Below are 23,471 nucleotides of genomic sequence, written 5' to 3'. Positions count from 1 at the left end.
GGTGATCGGCTTCCTTCGGTGAGCTGGGATGTGGTCGGTGGTCAGTTGTCGCGCTGCCAGACGCCGCGCTTGACCGGCTTGGCCAGGCCTTTCGCCTTGAGCTGGGTGCAGGCGTTGCTGACGCTGGAGGGCTCGTAGTTCGGCAGGGCCTCACGCAGCTCCTTGAGGCTCATGGGCCCGTCGGCGAGCAGCGCGTAGATCTGGTCCTGCAGGCCGGGCTCCTCACCGGGGTCCGGGTCCGCACCGAACGGCGACCCGAAAGGTGCACCGAACGGTGCGGGAGCCTCGCCGCCGCCGTCGCCTTCCGTGCCGGTCGGCTCGGACGGGGTGCTGACGCCGGCGCTCTTCTTCTCGCCACCGAACGCTTGGGTGAGGGTGTCGCAGTCGGCGTACGGGTTGCTGTGCCGGAGCGTGTAGAGCTCGGCAGCGGCGGCCGCGACGTTGGCCTCGCCGTCGGTGAGGCCGGTGGGCGGGTCCTCGCCGTACAGGGCGATCAGGTCGGGGTAGACGCCGTCGACCTTCTGGGCGAAGAAGGTGCGCATGAACTTGGCCCGGCCGTCGAGGAACATGTACGCCATGCCCGCGGTGGACTCGCCGTCCTCGTCGTCCGCTCCGGAGAACAGCGCCTCGATCTGACCGTTCTCGTAGATCCGGGCGGGGATGTTCTCCATCTGGAAACCGGCTGGGGCGATGCCGTCCAGGCCCATCTCCTTGGTGGAGGACGATGCGGTGCGCATGAGGAACAGCGCGCCGACCTTGCCCTGCTGGCGGATCGCGTCGTCGTCGCCCAGGTCTTTGAGGTGCAGGGACTGGACGGCGAGCCGGATGCCGATGCCGACCTTGCGGCCGGTCTTCTGGATGTCGGCGATCAGGTAGGCCGCCAGCTTCCGCATGTCCTCATCGGGGTGCGAGAGCAGGCGGTTGATCTCATCGAGCGTGATGTTGAGGAGCGGCCACGGCCTGCCCAGGGCGAAGTCGCCGCGTCCCATCTCGTTGGAGATCCGCTCGCGGTACTTCATGACTGCGTGCGCGACCGTGAGCATGATCAGCGTTTCCACCGGGCCCTTGGCGAACCAGTCGACCCGGCCCTCTGCCTCGGGCAGGGACATGCCGCCCTGGACGTCGCCGACCCAGGAGACGACGCCGGAGCGCTTCTCCGCGGCGAGGATCAGGTTCTGCAGCACGGACTTGCCCGCGCCGGTAACGCCGGCGGTGATGCCGCGCAGGGCGCCCTGGCTGGGGTCCCACAGCCGCATCCGGGCGGGCTTGCCGTCGTGGCAGATGCCGATGGTGATGCGGCCCTTTTCGTCCATCGTCAGGTCGTCGACGGTGGCCTTGCGGACCTTCATCAGCGGGTTGGTCTTGTAGACGGAGACGACGCCCATGCGGATGCCGTCCGTCTCGATCACGAGGCGGGAGGGGTCGTCGATGCCGAAGGCGGAGCAGATCGCCGTGTGCGGCAGGCGGATCTCCTTGCCCGGAGGGGAGGCGACCAGGAGCACGATCCGGTGGGGTTCGGCCCGGTGGTCGATCAGTTCCACGCCGGGGGCGGCGCCGCCGGGCTTGGAGACGGCCGTCTCCCACAAGCCGCGCAGTCCCTCTGCGGCCCGCTCGGTGTCCTCGGTCGTGGGGCGGGCGATCACCCGCATGCGGCCGGGGCCGGAGCCCTGGACGGGGCGCAGGGTGACGGTGCCGACGGGGAAGTCGAACGCGGCGGCGAGCTGCGTCTCGGTGTAGGCGGGGACGGCCTTCCCGGCCTGGGCGACGATGACGGCCTCGAAGTCCGGCCGGTCGGGGCGGAAGCACTGGATGTTGACCAGGCGGGTGTCGCCGCCGGTGGCCTGTGCCCACTTCGCGGCGAGGAACTCTTCGTACGTCACCGGCTCACGCAGGCCGCCGTCGGCGGTCTGCTCCTGGTGCTCGGCGGGCTCCAGGACCAGGCCCGCGCTGCGGGTGAGCGGGGCCATCCATCCCATCAGCGCCGCCCAGGCGGCCGGGGCGACGACCTCCCACCAGTTGAAGCCGGGGGTGATCAGGTTCGCCAGGTAGGTGCCGGCGGCGGTGAGGAACGGGATGGAGCGCTGCGCGCGGGTGATGACGTCCAGGCCCTGGTCGGGGTCCTTGGTCTTCGCGTACAGCCAGGCGATGGTGCCTGCCGCGAGGCCGCCGCTGGCGAGGTAGGACAGCACGGAGTCGTCCAGCTGCGGGCCGATGGTGATTCCGGCGGCGGCGAGGGCGTAGGAGGTGCGTTCGGCCAGGACGCGCCGGTAGATGACGTGGCCCGGGACGCTCTTGGGGGTGTCGGCGGCCGGCGCCGCCTGGTCGATGGTGCTCAACACAGCCTCCTTCAGGGGCGGGAAGCAGGAGGGGCCGCGCCCGGTGTGGCGGGCGCGGCCCCTCGGTGGGGTGGTGGGGTTTGTTCAGCGGCGGCGGCCGGTGCGCCGGTAGAAGCCGGGCTTGGCCTGCTGGACGCCGGAGCCGTTCACGGCCTCGTACACGCCGCGGTACTCGGTGTCGTGCGCCTGGTTGAAGCCGCGGGCGTCGGCGTCGACGCGGTCGGCGGCGTTCACCATCTCGCCGGAGGCCTCCGCGACCCCGTGCAGGGCGGTGGAGACATCCATGATCTGCGAGGTGAAGTGCGGCTCGACTTCGGCCGCGTCGCACATCTCCGACAGGCGGCTGGCCGCGTTGGCGTTGGCCCGCATGTGCGCCTTGAGCAGGTGCATGCCCTCCTTGAGGAAGAGCGCGGCGGCCGCGAGCTGGGCGGTCCGGCCGGACAGGGCCAGGAAGCCGTTGCCGCTGCTGGCGCCGCCGCCGACCCCGGGGATGGCGGGGAGGTTGTCACTCAACTTCTTTCTCCTCAGCCCTCGTTGTGGACGCGTGCGGACGGCACGAGCAGGCCGGCGTCCTCGGTGGCCTGCTGCACGGGCCGGTAGGCGTCGAACATCGCGTTCTCCACCGTCTCGGAGAGCTCCGCCGCCGCCAGCGACTTCGTGGACATCTCGTCGGCCTTGCGGGCCAGGACCTCCATGGACTCCGCCAGCTTGGCCATCGCGGCGCCGGTCAGGCGTCCGATGACGTTGTGGCGCGAGCGCAGGTCGGCGGCGAGTTCGTCCAGGTCGTACCGGATCTCTCGCGCCTTGGCCGCGAGCTTCTTGCACGTCTCGTGCGCCTTGAACGACTGCTGTGTCAGTTCCTCGAGGACGTCGAGGGTGTCGTCGAGGGTGGCCTCGGTCTGGTGCTCCGAGGACATTTCCGCGACGGCGGCGTCCCCGTACTTCGCCAGCCAGGCGTCACTCACGCTGTTCTCCTTCGTGCTCGTGCCGGCGGGCAGGCCCGCGCTCGGCTTCGCCGGTGCGGGTCGGGGGGAGTCGGCCCGCTCGACTGTGATCGGACCAGCCGGAGCGGACACCGCCGTGGCCATGCCCAGCGCCTCGAACGGCGACAGGCGCGGTTCGCCGGTGCCCGGCACCGTCCCCGCGCCGGGTGCCGTGGTGCCACCGGCAGCCGCGGAGGGCGCGGTGGCGGGAGCGGTCACCGTCGGGGGCGGGGGCGCGGTGGGCGCGGTCGGCTTCGGGGACGTCCCGCCGGCCGGGGTCGGGGTGGTCCCGGGCACGGTGACGACAGGGCGCGTCCGCATCCGGGCGCGCTTGCGGGCCCGGGCCTTGGCGGTGTTCCAGCTGCCGCCCTTGGCCGGTGCCTTCAGGGCCGGACCGGTGGGAGCGGCCGGCCCGGAGGGCTTGGTGCTCCCGGTCTTGGTCTTCGGGCCGGTCTTCTTCTTCGGCTTCTTGACCTTGACCTTCGTCATCACCGGGTAGATCCGCTTGCGGCGGCGCTTGAGGCGCTTCTCCGCCGTCTCGTGGATCGCCTCACCCAGCGTCGTACGGCCGCGGGCCGCCGACTTCATGGCTCCGATGACCTTCCGGTTGTACTCGCGCTTGAAGCGGCGGCACTTGCCGCAGCGGCAGCCGTACTTGTCCATCGCCGCGAACGTGCCGTGCGCGATGCCCGGCGTGAGCTTGACCTTCTTGCCCTTGCGGGACTTCCCGCCCGGCGTCTTGGGCAGTGGCCCGACCGGGCCCGTGCCGCCGCGCTTGCCGGACTTCGCCTTGCCCTTCTTGCCGCCCTCACCGGTCGGCGCCGGGCCGGAGGAACCGGGGCCGGTCTTGCCCGGGCCCTTCGACTTCGTCTTCGGGCCGGTGCCGGAAGTGGTGGTGCCCGGCTTCTTACGCAGGATCCCGGACGGGCCGGTCGTCCCGCGCGGCGACTTCTTCGTCCCGCTCTTGGGGCCCGTGCCCTTACCAGTGCCGGTGCCGGTGCCCTTCGAGCCGGCTGCGCCCGTCCCGGCCCCGGTGCCCGAGCCCTTGCCGGGGCTCTTGCTGCCGGGGCCGGCCTTGCCGGTGCCCGGCCCGGAGGCGCCGGGCCCGCGCTTCCTTCCGCCGCTTCCGCCGAGGGAACCGCCAGACCCGCCGGAACCGGTGCTGCCCGGTCCGCGCCTGCGGTTCGTGCTCGAACCGCCGCCCGATGACCCGGGGCCCTTGCTGCCGCCTGAGCCTCCCGAACCGCCAGAGCCGGAGGAGCCCGGGCCACGGTTGTTCTTCTTGAGGTTGAGGCCGCCGCCCTGCGAGTTGCGGCGCGGCGAGTTGATCCCGGACCCCTTGCCGCCCGAGCCGGAGCCGCCTCCGCGGCCGCCGCGGCCGCGGCCGGAACCGCCGCCGGAGCTGCTGGGCGACTTCGTCGTCGTCGGCGCGTTGCGCCTGCCCCCGCCCGAGCCGCTGTACGGCCCGCTGCCGCCCCGCCCTGACCTGCCCGGACCGAAGCCGCCGGAGCGGCCTGACGGGCCGCCAGGGCCGCGCTGGAGGGACTTGCGGCCCCATTCGTGGCTGGGCTGCAGCTGCTTCTTCGAACCGCCCCCGGAGGGGCTGTCCTTGGCCGTGGACGCGGTCTTTGCGACCGCCTCACGCTGCTCCCGCGACTCCCGCCGTCCGGAGATGGCGGTGTGGATGCCGCGCATCGCGGCCACGGACACCGCGAGGATCGCCGCCAGCGACAGCGCGCCCAGGCGCGGCGCGACGGGCTGCGCCGCCTCCGAACGGAAAGTCGCAGGGACCATGGCGCCCGGCGAAGCGGGGGCCTGATCCGGCTCGGAGTCACCCGCGAACGGGGCGCCCAGGCCGGGGTCGGCCAGGGCCGTGAGCGTGTCCAGCGGGGAGGGCCGCGTCGCGGGTGCAAACGCTTCGGAGGTGTCCTCGGAGACGTCGGCGGGGGCCGCGAACGGCACGTCGGCGGGGGCCGGGGCGGGCGTCTCCGGAGGGGGGTCGGTGGGCTCGGTGTAGCCCACGCGGGGGAAGTGGATCAGGTTGTTGGGGCCGTCGTCGTCGGCCATGACGTCTCCCTCTCGGAGTTGACAGACGGTCACCGCCCGGTGCACCCTCGCGCGCGCACGACACGCGCGCACGTTGGGGGCTGCCGGGCGGCGAAGTAGAAGCGGTGATGAAGAAGAACTTCGTCACCCTCCGTTGCGCTTGTAGAAGTCGTGCAGCGTCGCTGTGAGCGCGCGCCACAGGTCCGGCTTGCCGTCGCGTTCGGCCTGGCGGGCCAGGGTCCGGCACGCGTCGTACCAGACCCCGGCGCGCTCCTGGTCGCTCTTGGCAGCCTGGATCCGCGCGTTCCAGTGGTTCGCGCGGTTTTGCGTCTGCCGAGGCGTCGTCAACGCCGCTCGCCTCCGTTCGGGAAGTAGTCGTTGATCGTGCGGGTCGGGCGGACCTGGTCACCGCCGACCGCCATCGGCCACTGTCCCCAGGGGCTGTCGGGGGAGACGAACTCCGCCGGCCTCGCCTGCATCTGGCCCGGGACCTCGGTCGGGCCGCCGGTCAGCGAGGTCACCGACTTCTGAAGCGACTTCGCGACCGCAGCACCGGCCGCGACCTGGCGGTTCTGCTTGCGCTCAGCCTTCCGGGCCGCCGCCACCGCCCGGCGCTCAGGGAGCTCCAGGACCTCGTTCTTGTAGGTCGCGTACAGCGCCTCAGCCGCCGACGCAGCATCCTTCGACGCCTTCTCCATGGCCCTTACCTGCCGCGACACCTTCCAGGCGCGGATCTTCTTGGACAGCCACCGGTCGCCGTCGATCTTCTCGCTCTCCAGGCGGCGGCGCACGATGTCGGCGATCTGCCCGTACTGCGTGGCGTCCTTCATGTGCTGGTCGCGGACGGTGGACGTGAAAGCCCGCAGGCCCTCATCGGTGAACAGCGCGTTGATATCCATGAGCTGGGGTTTCTCCTTCTCAGGGCCGGGGGGATCTGGCAGGGTTCGGGGTGGCGTTTCGGCGCCTTCACCGCGCTCCCGAGGCGCTGACTCCGTCTCGGGGGCCGGTGGAACCGTCGAAACAGCGGTTCGTGCAGGTCACTCGGGGCGGTAGCCGCCAGCGATCAGGCCGGCGGCCTCCTGGCGGTACTCGGAGGCAGTGCCCGGGGAGACCTCCAGCTCGCGCTGGATGTCGGCGAGCGGCAGCTGGCTGGCGACGCCGCCGGCGGCCGCCAGGATCATCCGGGCGACCTTGCGCACCGCCCGCTCGCGCGGGGTGAGCTTCGCGGCATCCTCAATTTCGACCGCGCGCCGCTCGATTTCGGCGGCGGCGAGCCGCCTTTCGGCAGCACGGAACTCGGTTTCGGCCTCACGCTCCCGGGCGGCCTGCGTGTTGGCCCGAGCGGCGGCCGCGCGCTCCTCTTCCTCCGCCTTCAGCCGGTCGGCTTCGGCGGCACGGCGACGCGCCTCGGCAGCGGCCTCCTCGGTTTCGGCAGCGACCCGATCGGCTTCGGCGGCACGCCGCCGGGCCTCCGCGATCTTGGCCGTCTCGATCGCCCGGTCCTCCGCCGCGGCGACCTTGTCGGCCTCCGCCGCTTCCTTCCGCTTCAACGCTGCCAGGCGCTCCAGCTCGGCCGCGCGGGCATCGGCTGCAGCCTTGGCCTCGCGCTCCTGGGCCTCCTTGCGCTGCGCCTCAGCCTCACGGGCGCGGGCCTCGGCGACCAGTGCCGTCTCCATCGCCTTTTCCTCCAGCTCAGCGGCCCGCTCAGCGGCGCTGGCCTGGGCTCGGGCGTGGGCGCGGGCCTGGGCGGTCTGGCCTTCCACCCGGGCGCGGACGGCCTCGAGCTCGCCGTCGGCCTCCAGCCGGTCGGCCTCCGCCTTCTTCTGCGCGAGCTCCCGGCGCGTCTCCGCCTCCAGGCGCCGGCGCTCGGCTTCCTCCGCCCGCTTCTCCGCCTCGCGTTCCTGCTGCTCAGGCAGCGCGAGGGCCTCGGAGACGGTGTAGCCGTAGGCCGCCATCTTCATCGGCAGCTTCTCGTCGTCGCTGGCCTTGCTCAGGTCACCGTTGTACTTGCGCTTGAGCCACTGCTCGTAGGCGATGAGCGCCTGCTGGCGGCGGATCATCTCCGGGTAGGAGGTGACCCCGTACAGCCGCATCCGGCGGTAGAACCGCGGCGTGGCGATGGGGGAGAGGATCCAGCGGTGCAGCGGGATCCGGTCGGTGGCCGTACCCGCTTCGAGCTGCGCTTTCTGGATGAACAGGCGCCGGGCGGCCTCCACGCCGATCACGAACAGGACCGGCATGACACCGTGCGAGGCGGCCTTGACCGGATCCGCGCTGATATCGCCCTGGGCGGAGGCGTTGAACCAGATCGTGGCGCCGGTCATCCCGTGCGCGGCCATGCGCAGCACCGGCCACGGGATGCCCTTGAGGATCAGGTACAGGTCCAGCGCGAGGAACGCCAGGATCGACGCGTCCACGCCGATGGGGAACCAGCGCGCCAGGTCCTCGCCGAATCCCCAGCTCAGCGCCACGTTGGCGAGCGTCCGGTAGGACGTCGCGAAGCCGATGGCGCCGACCAGCGTGCCGAAAATGGCCGCGAAGTAAGGCAAGGCCGCCGTGAAGCGGTCCCGCTTGGGCTTGATCGTCTTCCGCTTCTGCGTCTGCGAAACGCTCCAGGGCGCTTCCGAAGTCTCCGCCGGTGCGCTCGAAGCGGCGACCGGCGGACGCGAAACAGGGGTGTCGGGCGCCGCGTTCTGCGGCACTTCGGTGATGCTCATGGGGACCTCCGGAAGGGGTCATTCAGGGCGGGGTCGAAACAGCGGCCGGTGCTCCCGAAACGCGAGCGTGCGTTCCCGAAACCGTGGTCCGGTGGAGGTGGTTGCTCGCGAAACAGACACCGGCTCTACCCGCTCGCGGCGCTCGAGAAGGCGGACGGCCCAGGAGGTGGGAGGCCGGTCTGGGAGCGTGCTGCGGAGCGGGCTCGAAACTGCCGTCGGCTCCCGCCATGCGGGAGCGAAGTCAGCTCTCGTGGAGCTGAGCTCCGTGGCGGCGCAGGTCGTTGATGGCGGTCGCGGTTCGGGCGGCGTGCCGCTCGACACGGCCCTCGCCCTCCCACTCATCCGCGATGACGTGCAGGGCGGTACGCCAGCTGCCCTCGTAGTCCTCGGGCCCGATCGGCGGGATGTCGCTGCCGAAGATCGCGAAGGCGCACGCCTGGGCAGCGGCTTCCGTGCCGGGCTGGAGCTGGGTCATCGTCGTGGCCATAGGGGCCTCCCTCGACTCACTTCGTCCGGGCTGTCCGGCTCTCCTCACCGTCCGTCCGGCCGGAGCCGAGGCGGGCGGATCGGGCAGCCGCCAGAGCGGATCAGGAAGCGGCGCGGTTTCGGGCGGCACCGCGCTTAATGCGGCGGCGGTCGCCCTCGCTCATCCCGCCCCACACCCCGTGGGCCTGGCCGGTCTCCAGCGCCCAGTTGCCGCAGGTCTCCAGCACCGGGCAGCGACGGCAGACGGCCTTGGCCTCCTCGATCTGCAGCAGCGCCGGGCCGGTGTCGCCGATGGGGAAGAACAGCTCGGGGTCCTCCCGCGTGCAGGCTCCGTGCTCGCGCCAGTTGGTGTTGACCGGCAGATCGGCGGAGGGGGCGTAGGCGGCGCGTACGATGGAAGAGCGATTCATCAGGGCCTCCCAGAAGGTCCGTTGCGTACGACACAGCCCCAGGGGTGCGAGCCCTGGGGCTGTTGGCGTGTTGGCGGTGCGGCCGGAGGGCCGGAGCGGGGTGCCATCCCGACGCTCTCCGCCGGCCCCGCCCGGCGAGGGGCGGGGACGACGGGCAATGCCGGGGTCAGCGCTGCTTCAGCTGGCGCTCGCGGTAGGCGTCCTGGAGCCGGGCGAACCGCTCATGGAGCGGCGCGCCCTGCGGGCATTCCTCACCGTTCTGGCAGGGCTCGCAGCTGCTGGTGTGCTGCTCGGAGTCCTCGAACGCCTTCATGTAGCGGGTGAAGAGGCTCTCCTGCTGAGGCTGAGTCATCGGCGGTGGTCCTCTCCGACCTTGTTCCGCTCCGAGTTCTTGCGCGACAGCTCAGCGCGTTCGGCGTCCGTAAGGCAGAGGATCATGCCGCCGCCTCCAGGTCGATGAGCGCCGGGGCGGCGGGCAGGAGCAGGGTGACTTCGAGGCGGGCGGCGTCCTCGGGCTCGTAGCCCTTGGAGTCGTCCTCGCGCTCGATGTCGTCGATGATCCCGGCCCGCGGCTGCTTGGCGGTCCATGTCATGCTGTGCTGCATCAGGTCCTCCAGTCAGGTCCTGGACAGCCCCGGGGGTCTCAAGTCGCCGGGGCTGTCGTGCTGTTCTGGCCGTTCGTACGAGCGGCCACGGCCCCGGCCTCCCCGATCGCTCGGGATGGCCGGGGCCGCGGTCGTTCGTGCAGGGTCTGGTCAGCGCGCGGGGCGCTGGGGGTGAAGCGTCGTGAGCGGGACCGGCGGTGCGCCCAGCGGCGCGTCACCAGCGGGCCGCTGGGCGCGGCGGGCGTCCGCCTCGCGAACCGCCGACTCGGTCGACGCCCACTTCATCTCGCGCAGTAGCCACAGCGGCCGGCCGTCGCCCGGCTCATCCTCCGCCGGCACCTGCTTCCGGGCGGCAATCTGACTGACGGCCGGGGCGGGCTGCACCTTCGGCTTGCGCAGCACGGTGGTCCGGCGACGGCTGGCGGTCTCGGCGCCGCCGTCCTCCAGGCGCTCCTGCCACTTCTCGAAGGCGACGTCGACGGTGACCAGGCGGTTGCTGCCCTGGCAGCGGACCGCCAGGTCCTTGCCCGCACGGCCAGTGTCGTGCGGGACCAGCTTCTGCTTGGTGGCCTGGATGCCGGTGATCGGCACCCACGTCTTGCAGTCGGGGCAGATCAGCGACGCGCAGACAGGGCGCAGGTCGTACTGGTGGGGCTTGAGGGTAGAGATGACGAGCGCCGGGCGGGGGCTGATAGTGCGCGAGCGGGTCCGGCTCCTACGGGGGCGAGCGGTGCGCGTATGGGGCGAAGCAGGCACGTGAACTCCTCATGTTCGGAGTGGCAGGGGGCGCGTCGCGGTGCTCTCTCCGCCCTCCAGGCCGCTCGGCAAGGCCGGCGTCCCGCAGGACAGACAGCGCACAGCGCTGCGACGTGCTCGCAGGTCGTCGTGCGGTCAAGCCCGGGGGAGTTTGATGGAGCTCTCGACCCCGGCCGCCCCGAAGGGCGGACGACTCACTGCGGGAGGGGACTGTGGGTCCGGCTCCCTCATCCGGCGCCGCCCTGGGACAGTTCCGGGTGGGAGAGCCGGGTCCGAGATGGACCCGGCGGGACGATCAGGCCGCGAGCGGCACGGGCGCGGCGGCCGGCGGCGCGATGCGCAGCTGCGTGGCGTAGGGGAGGAGCACGTCGACCAGGCGCTCACGAACCCAGCCGGTGATGCTCGGGTCGTACGCGGTGATGTCTGAGGCCGCCATCAGTCGGTCGTGCCGAACCTGGATCGCGGTCAGCGCCGCATCATCGGCCAGACCCACGAGGCGCTCGTGGGGGAGCTCGTCAGCCTCGTACATCTCCAGCGGAGTATCGAACGCCACATCCAGGTCCAGGCCGACGAACTCGGGAAGCGGCACCTCAACCGCCTTCAGGAGCGCGAGCGTTTCGACGTCGAAGACCTCGATGGCGGAGCGGTGGGTGGCATTCATGGGGGTAGAGCTCCCTTCGGTGTTCGGTCTGGTTGTGATCCCGGCCAGTGGCAGGTGGGCTTTTCCGATCAGCCCACCTTATCGTGATACCTAACTTAGCTGATACAGTTCACGGCATGTCAAGCGGTTCGTTGATGAAGCTATGGAAGCTAGCTATGTCGAGAGGGTCGACCTACGATGTCGCTCATGAGCAACGAGGCGGTGCAGCCGTACCAGCGAATCGTCCAGGACGTACGCGACAAGATCCGCTCGGGACGGCTGACAGCCGGCACCAAGTTGCAGAGCACTCGTGAGCTGGCCGACGAGTACGGCGTTGCACCGGGCACCGTCCAGCGAGCGCTGGCTGAGCTGCGGACAGCCGGACTGATCTACTCCCACCAGGGGCGCGGATCGTTCGTCACCGAGACGGCCAGCGAGTCCATCGAAGACTCGACAGCCCGCGCGCTCAGGCGTCTTGAGGAGCAGGTGGCCGACTTGTCCGCACGCCTCGAAAGGATCGAGAAGGGACGCAGCGACTGACGTCCTTCCTGCCGTCACGTTGCGCATGTTCGTCCCTTCCTGACGGGCTCAACTTCGTTAGCAAAGTTGTAGGCCCCGCCACGGAGCGAGTTCTAGATCGACCGCGTATCCAGCCGCCGGATACACCAAGTGGAGACATGAAGGGGGCAGCAAGTGGGCCAGCGGCCAAAGGTGTTGACACCAAATCAGTCACCCGCGCACCGCTTCGGCTACACGCTTCGAGAGTTCCGGGATGCCCGGGGCTACTCCCTGCGCGGCCTAGCGAAGGAAGCCTTCATGTCGCACTCCAAGCTGCAGAAATGGGAGGACGGAACCCGGTTCCCGAAGCATCGACAGGAAGTCGAAGTCGTCGATTCGTTACTTGACGCTGGCGGCGTTCTGGTCGATCTGTGGGAGCACATCCGCTCGGATGTATCCGCTGTATCCGCGAACGGTCATGTATCCGTTTCGGCTCCCCATGTATCCGAAGCGTCGATCGGGCTGGCCAGCGCTGCCTCCCAGCAGGCAGCGTCTGATCATGAGGGGATCTTTGTCCCCGCTCGTCTACGAGATGGATCGGTGGTGTTCGTGGCACTGGATCGACGCGCGATGCTGCGCGGTGGTTTGGGGCTGGGTGCAGCAGCTGCATTCGGCGTAGCAACGCCGGCGGCTGCGGACTCTGTTGTTGTGGAGAGCCTGAAGCGGCCCGCACGGTCTGCGGCCGCCTACAGCGGCACGCCCGTCGAGCACCTCAAGCTCGCTCGCCGACTGCTCATCGACAACGACAACCTGCTGGGCCCGAGGCATGCCATCGCGGCCGTGCGCGAGCACATTGACGCCATCAAGGTCTTGCGCCGCGATACCAAGGGCGTCGACCGCCAGGCTCTGATGGAACTCCAGACCCAGTACGCGGAATTTGCCTCCTGGCTCTACCAGGACCTAGGCGACTTCGACAGCGCAGAGTTCTGGCTCGACAGGGCCTTCCAATGGAGCCACACCGTCGGCGACGGTGACCTGACCTCCTACGTGATGGCGCGCAAGGCCCAGCTCGCCGGGGAGAAGCGGGACCTGGTCGACGTCGTTGACCTGGCTGAGGCCGCACAGCGAATGGCGCGGCCCCGTAGCCGCCTCGCTGCGGTGGCACGAACCTACGAGTCTTACGGCCACGCGCTCCGAGGCGAGTCCACCGACAGCGAGCGCGCGATCGACGACGTCCGCAACGCCCTCGATCGCGTCTCCAGCGACACGACCCCCTGGGGTGTGTGGCTGAACGAGCAGTACGTCGAAGTTCACCGCGCGCAAGGCCTGGAGGTGCTCGGAAAGCACGCCGAGGCCGCAGAGGTCTTCACTAGCGCCATCGAGACCCTGCCAGAGGGCTACCACCGGGACCGGGGCGTCTACCTCGCCCGCGCGGCGGTCGCCCACGCCGGCGCCGGTTCGCCGGAAGAGGCCGCCGCAGTCGGCCTCCAGGCCCTCACCGTCGCGCAGGACACCGGCTCCGGCCGGATCATGCGTGAACTCGTCCGCCTCGACAGGTCGCTGGCCCCGTGGCAGCGCCAGCCGGAGGTGTCCACCTTCCGTGAGAACTTCGACGCCGTCCTCGCCCACGAAGCCTGAGAGAAACGGATCACCGATTCCATGACCACGCGCCCGTACGTCATCCTCTCCGCCGCCATGTCGGTGGACGGATATCTGGACGACACCAGCCCCGACCGGCTGCGCCTGTCCAACGAGCCTGACTTCGACCGCGTGGACCAGGTCCGCGCCGAGTCCGACGCCATCCTGATCGGCGCGAACACCATGCGCCGGGACAACCCGCGCCTGCTGGTGAACAGCGACGAACGGCGCGCCCAGCGGATCACCCACGGCAAGCCCGAGTACCCGCTGAAGGTCACCGTCACCGCGAGTGGCGACCTGTCCGCCGACCTCAAGTTCTGGCACCACGGCGGCGAAAAGCTCGTGCTCACCGTCGACGGTGCCGTGGAGAAGGTGCGCGCCACGCTGGGCGACCTCGCCGACGTCGTCAGCGTCGGCCCCGAGCTGGAGTGGGGCCTGGTCCTCGATGAGCTCGGCCGCCGCGGCGTCAAGCGGCTCATGGTGGAAGGCGGCGGCACTATCCACACCCAGCTCATGGCACAGAACCTCGCCGACGAAGTCCACCTCGCTATCGCCCCGCTGCTCGTGGGCCAGCCCGAGGCTGCACGGTTCCTGGGGGCCGCCGACTATCCGGGCGGTTCAACGGCCCGGATGAAGGTCCTGGAGGTCAGGGCGATCGGCGACGTCGTCTTCGTCCGCTATGCCCCCAAGGAGCGCACCGCCTGATGTACGCCCTCGACCGAGACCACGACCTGCGCTGAATACAGCGCGTCCGACCTGGCCACGCTGTGCCCTCCGGTCGCAGGTGCCTACTCAGTCGGGGCAACCATCACGAGGGAGGACGGCACAAGCTGGCAATCGGCTACTCCAGGGAGGCCGATCCACCAGAGGAGGCCGCACTCGCCAAGGTGTCCAAAGACGACGCGCGGCTGCATGTTGCCACCCTCTACAGATAGGTCGGTAGCTGCTCAGCTGGCGCCGTGTCAAGAGGCGTAGAAGCAGAGCAACACGAGCTCTACCGGGGTGTCAGATCGTGATCCCGGAGATGTACCGTATCCGGGACAAAAGAACGACGGAAAAGGCAAGGGCCCGCGAGGTAGCGCTCGCGGACCCTGTGGGACTTCAGGAGTTGGCGCTCCCAGATCCCATGCCGAAGACCTATTCCAGGGAAGGTCTCGACGTGATGCAGGGTACCCGTACCCTCCGACAGACACACACCAAGGCACCCGCCGTGGCAGCGATGGCTCGTACGTCGCTCCGGCTGGGTGCCTTCTTTGTCTTCCCGTACCACTCCGCGTACGGGCGCACCTCTGCCCTGGAAGGGGACGAGATGGCGTAGGCACGATTGGCGGCGCCCGCTGAGCGGGGCTTCGAGCCGCCGGGACGCCCGGCCACCCCGGTGATTGCCGTCACCGAGGCTATGGCGCCCCATCTGCCACCAGGAGGTTTGCCGCCCCCTGAAGGGATTGCCCATCCGGTTGCCGCCGGTCGAGCAGTTCGATCTTCGGTTCTGCCGAACCACGAAGTGGTCAGAAGGCCCCTTCGTCATGCCTTCTTCCTCATCAAGAAAGAGGCACGACTCATGTTGCAGCATCGTGCTGCCCTTTGTCAGCCCATCCATGCCCGGTTGGCGTATTTTGCGGCGTCTATCCGGTCACAGTTTCCCGTTCAACCAGCCATTTCGCCATGCGAGCGGCCTGCCGAGGCGCCGCGTGTGCGTGTCGTCGGGATGCCCGCGTGAGCGCCGTGGTGGCGTCAGCCGCTTCGCTGCCCGAGGTCATCGACAGGTACGTCGGGCAGAGGCCCAGGCGTCAGCTGCGGTCGGTTCCCCGACAGGCCGGCCCGGTGGCAACAGACCGTGGCCCGGCGCACCCGCTGGCTCTGGGGCGCGATGCTCGTGCCCGGCTAAGTTGTGCCGTGCGCGTGCTGTTGGACGTGCCTGGTCTGGAGGGCATGTCGGATGCAGTGCGGTTGGCGGTGGTGGTGCTGGCCGCGCGTACGCCTTCAGAGACGGGTGTGGTGGAGATCCGTGCGGGCGAGTTGGCTCGGTGGCTCGGGCTGTCCGCGTCGTACGTCGCCTCTGATGTGCTACCAGTGCTGCGCCGGTCCGGCGTGGTCTCTGTAGACACGGCGCATGGCGAGTACGGCCAGGACAATGGCCTGGAGTGCAAGGTGCGGCCACTGTGGGCTGCGAAGGGCGTGATCGGGCATCCGTTGGCCTTGGCCAAGAAAGAGTTCGCGACGCTGCTGCGGCTGGTGGAGGCCGTGATGGCTCCGGGCTGGACGCATCGGGACGGCCGGGTCACGCCAGCCGGGCTGATCGGTACGCGTACCGGCCGGGGCGCGGCGACGGACCGGCTGGCACTCCTGCTTCTGGTGCTGGCGGCCCGGGAGACCGGACGCGTGCGGCAGTGCGGCGGTGTGGTGGACACCAAGCGCGGCCGCGCGGCGGCTACGGTGGCCCGGTTGCTGGGTTGTACGGCGTCGGCGGGGGAGCGGGTGCTGGAACGGCTGGAGGACCGGCGCCTGGTGCAGCGGGTCCGAGTGCATACGGCCTCCGGTCTCGCGCACCGTACGCGGCTGATCGTACCGGCGGTCGCCGCCGCGCACGGCCAGCGCGGTGCCAGCGTTGCATCGGAGGACCGTGCGACCGCCTTCCACCTCGATTGTTCAGACCGCGACGTTGCAGCAGAGGGTAGTGAGGCCTCGGATTCGCTTGCCAAGCAGCAGGTCAGTGGCCTCCGGGTAGTTGAGGAGGCGGGTGTAACAGAGCCCGACGTTGCGGCAGCCCTTCACACTGATCACTCTTCTCTGCGTACGGCTGTCTCTTCTCCCACTGTCTCTGGTGGGTTTTCCGGCGAAGGCCGTGGTGGGTCCGGTGATCGGCCGGAGTGCGCGCGCGAGCGCGAGGAACTGGCCGTCGCCAGCAAGGCCGGTATCCGGCTGCCGTTGGACGGCGGTGCGGGCGGCCCGCTACGCGGGGAACAGCAGCAGGAGTCCCCGGTGACGACCAGGAAGAACTCAGGGTGCGGGCCGGTGGTCGGCACGAAGGTGCGGGTCCTGGACGGTGCAAGTCAGGGCAGGCGGCAGCGGGGGAGGGTGCCGCTGCCGCCGGAGAACCTGCGGGTTATCTTGGCTCCGGTTCGGCTGGTGTGGGCGCGCCTGGAGCGTCCCGCCGGCCGCCGCTTGGTGGAGGCCGCCACCCGGACCGAGTTGGCCAGGCTGAGCGGTCTGGTCGGCCGGACCGCCGCGCCTAACGTCCTCGCCGACCGGCTTGCCCGGCGCTTGGAGGACCAGATGCGACTGGGGGGGCCGATCCAGGACCCGGTGGGCTGGCTGGTCGGCCGGGGCCTGCCCCAGCGGCAGGAATGCGGCGACGTGCGCTGCGACGAAGGACTGCGGCTGGATACCGGCGGATCGTGCGCGACCTGCGACGGAGAACGGGACGCCCGGCGCCATCAGCGCCACACGGTGGCGGCCGCTGTCGACGCCGCGATGCCGTATGCCTCGTTTCAGGAGCGCCGTGCGGCGACCGAGCGGCGGCTGCATGAGGCCGTGACGGCCCAGGCCTGGGCCCGTGAGCTGCGGTGGGAGCAGCAGTGCGCCCAGAAGGCCGCGGCCGCCAAGGATCGCGCTGAAGCAGCGGCTGCGCGGACGGCTGCCGGTGAGCAGGCTGCGCGTCTGGCCCCGGTCGTGCTGCCCGGCCCCCGCCCGGCGCCCGCCGATCCCGCGCCGGAGCCGGAGGCCGACGTCGTCGACCAGGAGATGGTCCTCGAGGAACTGACCCGTGAGCAGGTCCTGGAGTGGCGCACGCGCGCTGCCTGCGACCACCAGGTCGTGTTCGACCATATCGACCGCTACGGCGAGGTGTCGGCGAGGCGCCTGTTCACCGGCCGGTTCGTGGACCAGGTCCAGCGCCTGTCCGGCCTTGGGCACCTGGACCTTGGCTACACGCCCTGGGGGTCGGCATGAGCGGCAAGCTGAGCGGGGGCGACTTGGAGCAGCAGATCGCCGCGATGTGCGAGCTGCGCCGCCGCGTGTTCCCCGAGCCGGACATCGTTCCGGACGACGCGCCGGCCCCAATCGAGCAGCCCCTGACCAGCGCCGCTTGGAGTCCGAGGCCACCCGAATCGCCGCGCTGCGCCGGGCCCGCAGGGAGAAGGCCAGCCTCCAAGCGGTGCCGCAGCGCCTGGTGCAGACGGCGTGACGCCCAGCTGTCGCAGCTTGTTTCCGCAGGTGGTCAGAGAGCGCGGCCGGGAGAGCGGCGACCGTGTCGACCGTGGTCGAACACAAGCACTAGGTTCCTGAAAGGGAGGATTGCGACGTGAAGTTACGAGAGTCGATCGAGAGCATGCGGATACCGGCGTTCCTAGCGGGGTGTCCCAGCCTGGAGGGCATCGTTAGGCAGCACGCCGCGGCTGCCTGCAGGGGTGAGGCCGCGTACGTGAGGGCTGGAGGGGACCGGTGAGCGACCGCAGTTCGATCGAGTGGACCGAGGCGACGTGGAACCCGACGACTGGCTGCGACCGGGTCTCGTCCGGCTGCGACAACTGCTACGCGCTGACCCTGGCCAAGCGACTGAAGGCGATGGGCGCGGCGAAGTACCAGAACGATGGTGATCCCCGTACGTCCGGGCCGGGTTTCGGTGTCACGCTGCACCCGGAGGCCCTGGACGTTCCGTACGGGTGGAAGAGTCCGCGGACGGTGTTCGTGAACTCGATGTCCGACCTGTTCCACGCGAAGGTGCCGCTCGGCTTTGTCCGTCAGGTCTTCCAGGTCATGGCCGACACTCCGCAGCACACCTACCAGGTCCTCACCAAGCGGGGCCGGCGCCTGCGGCAGGTCGCCCCGAAGCTCGACTGGCCCGCCAACCTCTGGATGGGCGTGTCGGTGGAGACCGAGAAGGAGTTGCCGCGCGTCGACGATCTGCGTGAGGTTCCCGCGATCGTACGGTTCCTGTCCTGCGAGCCGCTGCTGGGGCCGCTGCCCGGTCTGCGTCTGGACGGTATCCACTGGGTGATCGCCGGCGGCGAGTCCGGTCCCGGACACCGGCCACTCGACGAAGCCTGGGTCACCCAGATCCGCGACACCTGCCAGGACGCCGGCGTTGCCTTCTTCTTCAAGCAGTGGGGCGGCCGTACTCCGAAGGCCGGAGGCCGCCTGTTGGAAGGCCGGACCTGGGACCAGATGCCGTTGCCGGCCGTGGCCTGACCGATCGGTCCGTTGTGGCCCGGGCCCGGGCCACAACGTCAGGCGGCGAGGTTGCCGGGATAGACGGTGATCTCGCGGGTCTTCTTCACGCCCACCCCGTTGCTGGGCGTCCGGCCCTGCTCGTGCAGGAGCCGCACGGCCTGACGTACCACCGGCTCGGTGACCTGCCCGTAGTAGGCCCCGAAGATTTCCAGGGTGTGGTCGACAACCTTGACGGGCCGCCGGATCCGCAACAGCAGTTTCGCCAGGTTTTCCGCGATCTCCGGCACCGCCTTGGCTTCGACTTCCTTCGGATCCGGGCGGGTCACCGAGGCCATGGTGAACAGCCCCCCGTCGTCGTCCTCGCGCTCCTCGAGCGTCTCCCACCACGTGGCCCGGGCGCGGGCCACGGCGTCCCCGAACACCCACAGGCCGTACGGGCTGCGGGTAGCGAACACCAACCGGTAAACGGCCCGTTTGCGCGGCGAGTGCGACACCGGCACCGACTGCACGAGCATCCCGGTGCGCCGTTCCAGACGACGGGCGTACTCGGCCGCCACCGCCTCAATCGCGTCCTCGGCCGCATCGTCCTTGTCGCGGGAGGCCACCGCGTCGGCGAAGTACTCCCGCCACCAGGTCCCGCCGCACACGTCATCGAACCGCTGCAGTGACTTCTCGTTGCCCTTGGGGGAGCGGACGTGCCCGCCCAGGCGCCACACGGCCATCATGCTGAAGTTCATTAGCAACTCGGTTGCCGGCCGTTTCTGCGGGCGTTTGCGCGCGAGGACATCGACGAGGCGGTCCTGCGGCAGGACCAATCCGCACGGGTCCAGAAAGAGGAACAGCGGTTCCCGGACGGCTCGTTCGACGACCTGGTCGAGGACTCCGTCGACCTCACCACGGTTGGCGTGTGCCCTTACGCCGCGGGCCAGGTACTGCTGGACGACCGTCTGTAACCGGTCGAACGACTTAGCCTGGGGCTCGCAGAAGAAGCACTCCAGCGTCAACCCAGGCTTGCCGCGCAGGTACGAGGCGACCCTCAGCGCGATCTCCGCGGATGCCGGCTTGCCGTTCTCGTAGCGGCCTTCGCCCGCGTACCCGTCAAGGTAGACCACGCGTTTGTCGTGGGACTGTGTGCCGGTCATCCCGCCGAACTGCGGCAGATACCGCTTGAGGAGATCGTGCTTGAACACGCTTGGCAGCGCTTTGTCCGCCCAGTAGCCCCCGTCGGTACCCGTCGACATACGCCCCCCCACTCCGCCACGACTCAACTACCCACCCATTACGCATAGTCAGCCACGGGGCCATACCCGGCAAGAGGACCATCGAGTCAGGGAGCACGCCGGTGTACACCTACGGGCTGAGGCGGTTTGACAGGAGAGGAATCCAGTTCGGACCGCATTGCATGAGCCGGATGGGGAGGCCTGGGCGCCGGACTGGACGGGCTGACTGATCGGGCAATGCCTGGCGCGGCGACCAGGGTTGCTCGATCGACGGTTCGCCCCACTCGCGAGGGAAGCAGGACAACGCCGAAGTCGCCGGGCGAGTCCGGGACGGTTCAACCTCGCTCGCGCGGGGAGCAGCACGGGCCGCAGAGTTTCGGGCCGACGACGGTGCGACCATCCCGCGGGTGCGAGGAGCAGCGCTTCGCCCAGCCGTTCCTCGGCTGCCGTGAGGGAACATCCCCGCGGGCGGGGAGCACTCGGTGTCGCCGGTGACGCCGGCCTGGGTGACGGGACCATCCCCGCGGGCGCGGGGAGCACCCCGTTCCGTTGTGGCCGGTAGTCGTTGGCGAGGGACCATCCCCGCGGGCGCGGGGAGCACGCGAGCTACAGCACGGCCGGGCGGGATTTCGTGGGACCATCCCCGCGGGCGCGGGGAGCACAGCATCCTGGGCGGCGCGCAGCCGATCAGGTAGGGACCATCCCCCCGGGCGCGGGGAGCACCAGGGCAAGGCCTACGACACCGCCGCGAAGGCGGGACCATCCCCGCGGGCGCGGGGAGCACACCCTGGCCCTGAACTACATTCATGCGCGTGCGGGACCATCCCCGCGGGCGCGGGGAGCACGGCGCGCCCTGGATCTCCAGGAGCGTGCCCGGGGGACCATCCCCGCGGGCGCGGGGAGCACCAGCACCTCGCTGGTGGTGCAGTCGACGAACGGGGACCATCCCCGCGGGCGCGGGGAGCACCGTATCGAAGCCCCACGCCAGCGTGCCGGCGAGGGACCATCCCCGCGGGCGCGGGGAGCACGCTGCGCCGAAGTTCCCGAAACTCCGCCGACGGGGACCATCCCCGCGGGCGCGGGGAGCACATGTGTCGGCCGAGGCGGAACTCTCGGTCGTGGGGACCATCCCCGCGGGCGCGGGGAGCACCACGCCTTGCCGCACCCGGTGACCAGGCAAAAGGGACCATCCCCGCGGGCGCGGGGAGCACGGGGTGGCCCAGCTGCTGACGTGCTCCACGTAGGGACCATCCCCGCGGGCGCGGGGAGCACTTCAGCGCTGGCACGGCTCGACTTCGCAGAGTGGGACCATCCCCGCGGGCGCGGGGAGCACACTTGCTGACCTGCATTCATACTGCACAGTCAGCTCGCTTTTCATTACTTTCACCGATCCCGGCATAGAGAGCAAACGCACCGATTCGCCTGCCGCCTATGTGCGAGGAGCAATCGGACACGCCGCCCCCGATCCGCAGCTCCCGCTGCGGCCGCAAGTGGTGGTGCAGCAGCTACGGGGAACCATCCCCAGAGGCGGGGGAGCAGCACTGGTCCCAGCCGCTGTCGGCGACGTGTGAATCGTGACCCACTTCCGACGCTTGGGTTCGCTCTGGTCCACTTTTCAGCCGTCGCCGACAAGCCGCTGCGCCCACTACGGCAGGGGCCATCCCCGCATACGCGGGGAGCACACAACGCCAGCAGAGATCGAGCGAGCCCCAGTCTCAGCGTCGCTCGAGTTCAGCCGCCGCCGACACCCAGAAGGGGGACCATCCCTGCAGGCGCGGGGAGCAGACCACCGGCACGCAGGCCCTCACCCTGTACCAGGGACCATCCTCGCGTGTGCGGGGAGCAGACCCCTTCCCCGCGGGTGCGCGGAGCACGCGAGCCTGAGCCAGACGGTGGGCTGGCATCGGGGACCATCCCCACAAACGCGGGGAGCACCACGACGGAGGCCCGCGGGCAGCTCCGGGTGTCGGGACCATCCCCGCAGGCGCGGGGAGCAGTTCTGCGCCATGGGACGCAGGCGGGCATGGCGGGGACCATCCCCGCAGGCGCGGGGAGCAGATGGACTCGGCGGCGTACGTCTTGGACTACGAGGGACCATCCCCGCAGGCGCGGGGAGCAGCTGTAGGTGCGGGCGGTGAGGCGCCGGTCGTTGGGACCATCCCCGCAGGCGCGGGGAGCAGATGGACCCGGCCACCCAGATGCCGTGGCCGTCGGGACCATCCCCGCAGGCGCGGGGAGCAGACCAGCCGAGGTAGGGAAGCCACGCAGTCCGTGGGACCATCCCCGCAGGCGCGGGGAGCAGTCCTGCCCCCGTCCGACCTCACGCCGGAAGACGGGACCATCCCCGCAGGCGCGGGGAGCAGCGCCCTGTACGCCGTTTTGCCCGCGGCTCAGGGGGACCATCCCCGCAGGCGCGGGGAGCAGACTCTCTGACCTGCATTCTTACCGCGTTGGCAGCTCGTGTCTCACCACTTTCACCGATTCCGGCATACAGGGCGAACCTCCCTTCCGTGTTTACGGTGTCAGGTCACCGACCTGACAGTGCGCACCTCTACCAGGCCGTGATCAGGGAAAGAGCCATCCTCGAGGGCGCGGGGAGCAGCGAGTGCGCCTCGCAAGGGCTGGCCGCAGCCTGGAGCGTCTTCGCATGCGCGGGTAGCAGACGCCGAGAGCTTGGGGACACGGTTCAGATCCGTTGCTCCCACCAGCCCGGAGTATCGGGTTCGCCGCCATAGGTCGCGCCCAGGACACGGACGTCCACCTCTTTGACCACTGCCGCGAAGTCACGGCGGCCCCGGGAGGAGAGAGACTGGAGTACCCGCTCCAGTCCCCATCGGCCCTCGGGCGGGTCGTAGTCGCAGCAGGGACACCCGTAATAGCCGTAGTAGTACGGTCCGGAGCCAAGGCCATGCCAGCGACGCTGGCACATCTCTGCGGCCTGCTGCTTCCACCAGGCGAGATCGCGAGCAACCTCGCCCGGCCTGCCACGGGTCCGTTCCAGACGCTGGATTTCCCCCAGCGTCGCGGCGGACACCCCATCAATCACCGAGAACCTCTGACGTCTGCGCGGGTGAAAACGAAGAGCGCCCCGCACCGCTGCCGGCGACTTACGCGGCATCGCTCCATGAAGGGTTCAGCATGCGCGCAGGCTCTCACGGGCGAGCCCCGCCCCGCCACACGATTGCCGACCCGCCTTGGTCTGAAAGGGCCCGAGCCCCCGGATGGCTCGGCGAAGCCGAAGTACCAGGCGCAGGACGAGGTCGGACTCAAGGGACCATCCCGCAGGCGCGGGGAGAAGCAGATGGACCCGGTCACTTCGGATGTGCCAACGTGGGACCATCCCCGGTCACGTCCGCTGGAGTGGTGTATCGACGGCCACTCGGTGATCTCGTATTTGAGGCTATGCGGTGAGTTCGGTGGGCAGGACGGTGTCGTCGGTTTCTGACTCGATCGGGTGGAGGCGGGCCTTGGCGAGGAGTTCGCGGCCCATGTAGCGGCGGGCCTCGGTCCACTCGTCGTTCTGCTCGGCCAGGACCGCGCCGACCAGGCGGATCACGGCGGTGCGGTCGGGGAAGATGCCGACCACGTCGGTGCGGCGCCGGATCTCCTTGTTCAGCCGCTCCTGGGGATTGTTCGACCAGATCTGCCGCCAGATCTCACGTGGGAACGCGGTGAAGGCCAGCAGGTCGTGCTGGGCGGCGTCCAAGTGGGCTGCCGCCTTGGGAAACTTGGCCTCCAGCGCGTCCAGAACGTGCCGCATCTGGGCTTGGACGGCGTCGGTGTCGGGCTGTTCGAAGACGGTCCGCAGCAAGGTGGCCACCCACGGCTGAGCAGACTTCGGGACCTGGCTCAGCAGATTTCGGGCGTAATGAAGCCGTAAAGAATCAAGGTGCTGCTTTACATGGGCGGGCTCGTTGTCAGGGTATGGCGGTTCCGGAGGAGATCTGTTCCCAACTCCAATGCA

The 23,471-nt window shown here is 69.9% G+C and carries 19 protein-coding genes, 1 pseudogene and 2 CRISPR repeat arrays; of the genes and pseudogenes, 5 read left to right on the top strand and 15 right to left on the bottom strand.

The annotated features are described in order from the left end of the window. Positions 1 to 41 precede the first annotated feature (41 nt). From ACFYOH_RS41050 to ACFYOH_RS40995, 12 genes are all read right to left on the bottom strand, one after another. Positions 42 to 2,336, bottom strand: coding sequence for a hypothetical protein (locus ACFYOH_RS41050; RefSeq protein WP_388636495.1), 2,295 nt, complete (start codon positions 2,334 to 2,336; stop codon positions 42 to 44). Between the two features lie 84 nt (positions 2,337 to 2,420). Continuing rightward, positions 2,421 to 2,849, bottom strand: coding sequence for a conjugal transfer protein TraB (locus ACFYOH_RS41045; RefSeq protein ID WP_388636493.1), 429 nt, complete (start codon positions 2,847 to 2,849; stop codon positions 2,421 to 2,423). Positions 2,850 to 2,860: 11 nt separating this feature from the next. Further along, positions 2,861 to 5,386 carry a hypothetical protein gene (locus ACFYOH_RS41040; protein WP_388636491.1) on the bottom strand — a complete coding sequence of 842 codons (2,526 nt, stop codon included), beginning with the start codon at positions 5,384 to 5,386 and terminating at the stop codon, positions 2,861 to 2,863. A 123-nt stretch (positions 5,387 to 5,509) separates the two neighbouring features. Beyond that, on the bottom strand, positions 5,510 to 5,713 hold the full coding sequence (locus ACFYOH_RS41035) for a hypothetical protein (RefSeq protein ID WP_351557744.1): 204 nt from the start codon (positions 5,711 to 5,713) through the stop codon (positions 5,510 to 5,512). Then, positions 5,710 to 6,264, bottom strand: a complete 555-nt coding sequence (locus ACFYOH_RS41030) for a hypothetical protein (protein ID WP_388636489.1) — start codon at positions 6,262 to 6,264, stop codon at positions 5,710 to 5,712. Before ACFYOH_RS41030 ends, ACFYOH_RS41035 begins: the two co-directional genes overlap by 4 nt. A gap of 138 nt (positions 6,265 to 6,402) precedes the next feature. After that, positions 6,403 to 8,082: a DUF2637 domain-containing protein gene (locus ACFYOH_RS41025; RefSeq protein WP_388636487.1), complete on the bottom strand. Its 1,680-nt coding sequence runs from the start codon at positions 8,080 to 8,082 to the stop codon at positions 6,403 to 6,405. A 241-nt stretch (positions 8,083 to 8,323) separates the two neighbouring features. Beyond that, positions 8,324 to 8,569, bottom strand: coding sequence for a hypothetical protein (locus tag ACFYOH_RS41020; protein ID WP_388636485.1), 246 nt, complete (start codon positions 8,567 to 8,569; stop codon positions 8,324 to 8,326). Positions 8,570 to 8,669: 100 nt separating this feature from the next. Beyond that, positions 8,670 to 8,978 carry a WhiB family transcriptional regulator gene (locus ACFYOH_RS41015; protein WP_388636483.1) on the bottom strand — a complete coding sequence of 103 codons (309 nt, stop codon included), beginning with the start codon at positions 8,976 to 8,978 and terminating at the stop codon, positions 8,670 to 8,672. A 166-nt stretch (positions 8,979 to 9,144) separates the two neighbouring features. Then, positions 9,145 to 9,330, bottom strand: a complete 186-nt coding sequence (locus tag ACFYOH_RS41010; protein ID WP_388636481.1) for a hypothetical protein — start codon at positions 9,328 to 9,330, stop codon at positions 9,145 to 9,147. 82 nt (positions 9,331 to 9,412) lie between these two features. Beyond that, on the bottom strand, positions 9,413 to 9,583 hold the full coding sequence (locus ACFYOH_RS41005; protein ID WP_388636479.1) for a hypothetical protein: 171 nt from the start codon (positions 9,581 to 9,583) through the stop codon (positions 9,413 to 9,415). A gap of 150 nt (positions 9,584 to 9,733) precedes the next feature. After that, positions 9,734 to 10,174, bottom strand: a complete 441-nt coding sequence (locus ACFYOH_RS41000) for a hypothetical protein (RefSeq protein ID WP_388636477.1) — start codon at positions 10,172 to 10,174, stop codon at positions 9,734 to 9,736. Between the two features lie 460 nt (positions 10,175 to 10,634). Further along, positions 10,635 to 11,000 carry a hypothetical protein gene (locus ACFYOH_RS40995; protein ID WP_388636475.1) on the bottom strand — a complete coding sequence of 122 codons (366 nt, stop codon included), beginning with the start codon at positions 10,998 to 11,000 and terminating at the stop codon, positions 10,635 to 10,637. Between the two features lie 186 nt (positions 11,001 to 11,186). Between ACFYOH_RS40995 and ACFYOH_RS40990 the strand changes: the two genes are divergently transcribed. The 5 genes from ACFYOH_RS40990 (at position 11,187) to ACFYOH_RS40970 (ending at position 18,305) form a co-directional block, all read left to right on the top strand. After that, complete coding sequence (locus ACFYOH_RS40990) at positions 11,187 to 11,519, top strand: GntR family transcriptional regulator (RefSeq protein ID WP_388636473.1); 333 nt, start codon at positions 11,187 to 11,189, stop codon at positions 11,517 to 11,519. A 153-nt stretch (positions 11,520 to 11,672) separates the two neighbouring features. Further along, positions 11,673 to 13,115: a helix-turn-helix domain-containing protein gene (locus tag ACFYOH_RS40985; RefSeq protein ID WP_388636471.1), complete on the top strand. Its 1,443-nt coding sequence runs from the start codon at positions 11,673 to 11,675 to the stop codon at positions 13,113 to 13,115. 21 nt (positions 13,116 to 13,136) lie between these two features. Further along, on the top strand, positions 13,137 to 13,820 hold the full coding sequence (locus ACFYOH_RS40980) for a RibD family protein (RefSeq protein ID WP_388636469.1): 684 nt from the start codon (positions 13,137 to 13,139) through the stop codon (positions 13,818 to 13,820). A 1,191-nt stretch (positions 13,821 to 15,011) separates the two neighbouring features. Beyond that, on the top strand, positions 15,012 to 17,066 hold the full coding sequence (locus ACFYOH_RS40975; RefSeq protein WP_388636467.1) for a hypothetical protein: 2,055 nt from the start codon (positions 15,012 to 15,014) through the stop codon (positions 17,064 to 17,066). A gap of 492 nt (positions 17,067 to 17,558) precedes the next feature. Beyond that, the gene (locus ACFYOH_RS40970) at positions 17,559 to 18,305 is read left to right on the top strand and encodes a DUF5131 family protein (RefSeq protein WP_388636465.1); all 747 of its coding nucleotides are present in this window, start codon (positions 17,559 to 17,561) and stop codon (positions 18,303 to 18,305) included. Positions 18,306 to 18,343: 38 nt separating this feature from the next. On the opposite strand, the gene tcmP is transcribed toward ACFYOH_RS40970, so the two are convergent. The 3 genes and pseudogenes from tcmP to ACFYOH_RS40955 all read right to left on the bottom strand — a co-directional run. Then, positions 18,344 to 19,528 carry a three-Cys-motif partner protein TcmP gene (gene tcmP, locus ACFYOH_RS40965; RefSeq protein WP_388636463.1) on the bottom strand — a complete coding sequence of 395 codons (1,185 nt, stop codon included), beginning with the start codon at positions 19,526 to 19,528 and terminating at the stop codon, positions 18,344 to 18,346. A gap of 429 nt (positions 19,529 to 19,957) precedes the next feature. Beyond that, positions 19,958 to 20,840: direct repeats of the CRISPR family, unit length 29 nt; unit sequence GGGACCATCCCCGCGGGCGCGGGGAGCAC. Between the two features lie 320 nt (positions 20,841 to 21,160). After that, positions 21,161 to 21,931: direct repeats of the CRISPR family, unit length 29 nt; unit sequence GGGACCATCCCCGCAGGCGCGGGGAGCAG. Positions 21,932 to 22,193: 262 nt separating this feature from the next. Next, on the bottom strand, positions 22,194 to 22,541 hold the full coding sequence (locus ACFYOH_RS40960; protein ID WP_388636461.1) for a hypothetical protein: 348 nt from the start codon (positions 22,539 to 22,541) through the stop codon (positions 22,194 to 22,196). Positions 22,542 to 22,907: 366 nt separating this feature from the next. After that, a pseudogene (locus tag ACFYOH_RS40955) lies at positions 22,908 to 23,384 on the bottom strand (transposase); the annotation flags it as partial. Between the last annotated feature and the right edge of the window lie 87 nt (positions 23,385 to 23,471).

It is taken from the genome of Streptomyces sp. NPDC007856 (genome assembly GCF_042868225.1).
GTDB lineage: Bacteria > Actinomycetota > Actinomycetes > Streptomycetales > Streptomycetaceae > Streptomyces.
Note: the sequence above shows the minus strand (reverse complement) of the source record. Positions and strands in the feature narration are given on the sequence as shown.

Bases quoted from the DNA above. Each gene is read 5' to 3' on its own strand.
- ACFYOH_RS41040 (WP_388636491.1), bottom strand. From the start codon at position 5,386: ATGGCCGACGACGACGGCCCCAACAACCTGATCCACTTCCCCCGCGTG.
- ACFYOH_RS41030 (WP_388636489.1), bottom strand. From the start codon at position 6,264: ATGGATATCAACGCGCTGTTCACCGATGAGGGCCTGCGGGCTTTCACG.
- ACFYOH_RS41025 (WP_388636487.1), bottom strand. From the start codon at position 8,082: ATGAGCATCACCGAAGTGCCGCAGAACGCGGCGCCCGACACCCCTGTT.
- ACFYOH_RS41020 (WP_388636485.1), bottom strand. From the start codon at position 8,569: ATGGCCACGACGATGACCCAGCTCCAGCCCGGCACGGAAGCCGCTGCC.
- ACFYOH_RS41015 (WP_388636483.1), bottom strand. From the start codon at position 8,978: ATGAATCGCTCTTCCATCGTACGCGCCGCCTACGCCCCCTCCGCCGAT.
- ACFYOH_RS41010 (WP_388636481.1), bottom strand. From the start codon at position 9,330: ATGACTCAGCCTCAGCAGGAGAGCCTCTTCACCCGCTACATGAAGGCG.
- ACFYOH_RS41005 (WP_388636479.1), bottom strand. From the start codon at position 9,583: ATGCAGCACAGCATGACATGGACCGCCAAGCAGCCGCGGGCCGGGATC.
- ACFYOH_RS40995 (WP_388636475.1), bottom strand. From the start codon at position 11,000: ATGAATGCCACCCACCGCTCCGCCATCGAGGTCTTCGACGTCGAAACG.
- ACFYOH_RS40990 (WP_388636473.1), top strand. From the start codon at position 11,187: ATGAGCAACGAGGCGGTGCAGCCGTACCAGCGAATCGTCCAGGACGTA.
- ACFYOH_RS40980 (WP_388636469.1), top strand. From the start codon at position 13,137: ATGACCACGCGCCCGTACGTCATCCTCTCCGCCGCCATGTCGGTGGAC.
- tcmP (WP_388636463.1), bottom strand. From the start codon at position 19,528: ATGTCGACGGGTACCGACGGGGGCTACTGGGCGGACAAAGCGCTGCCA.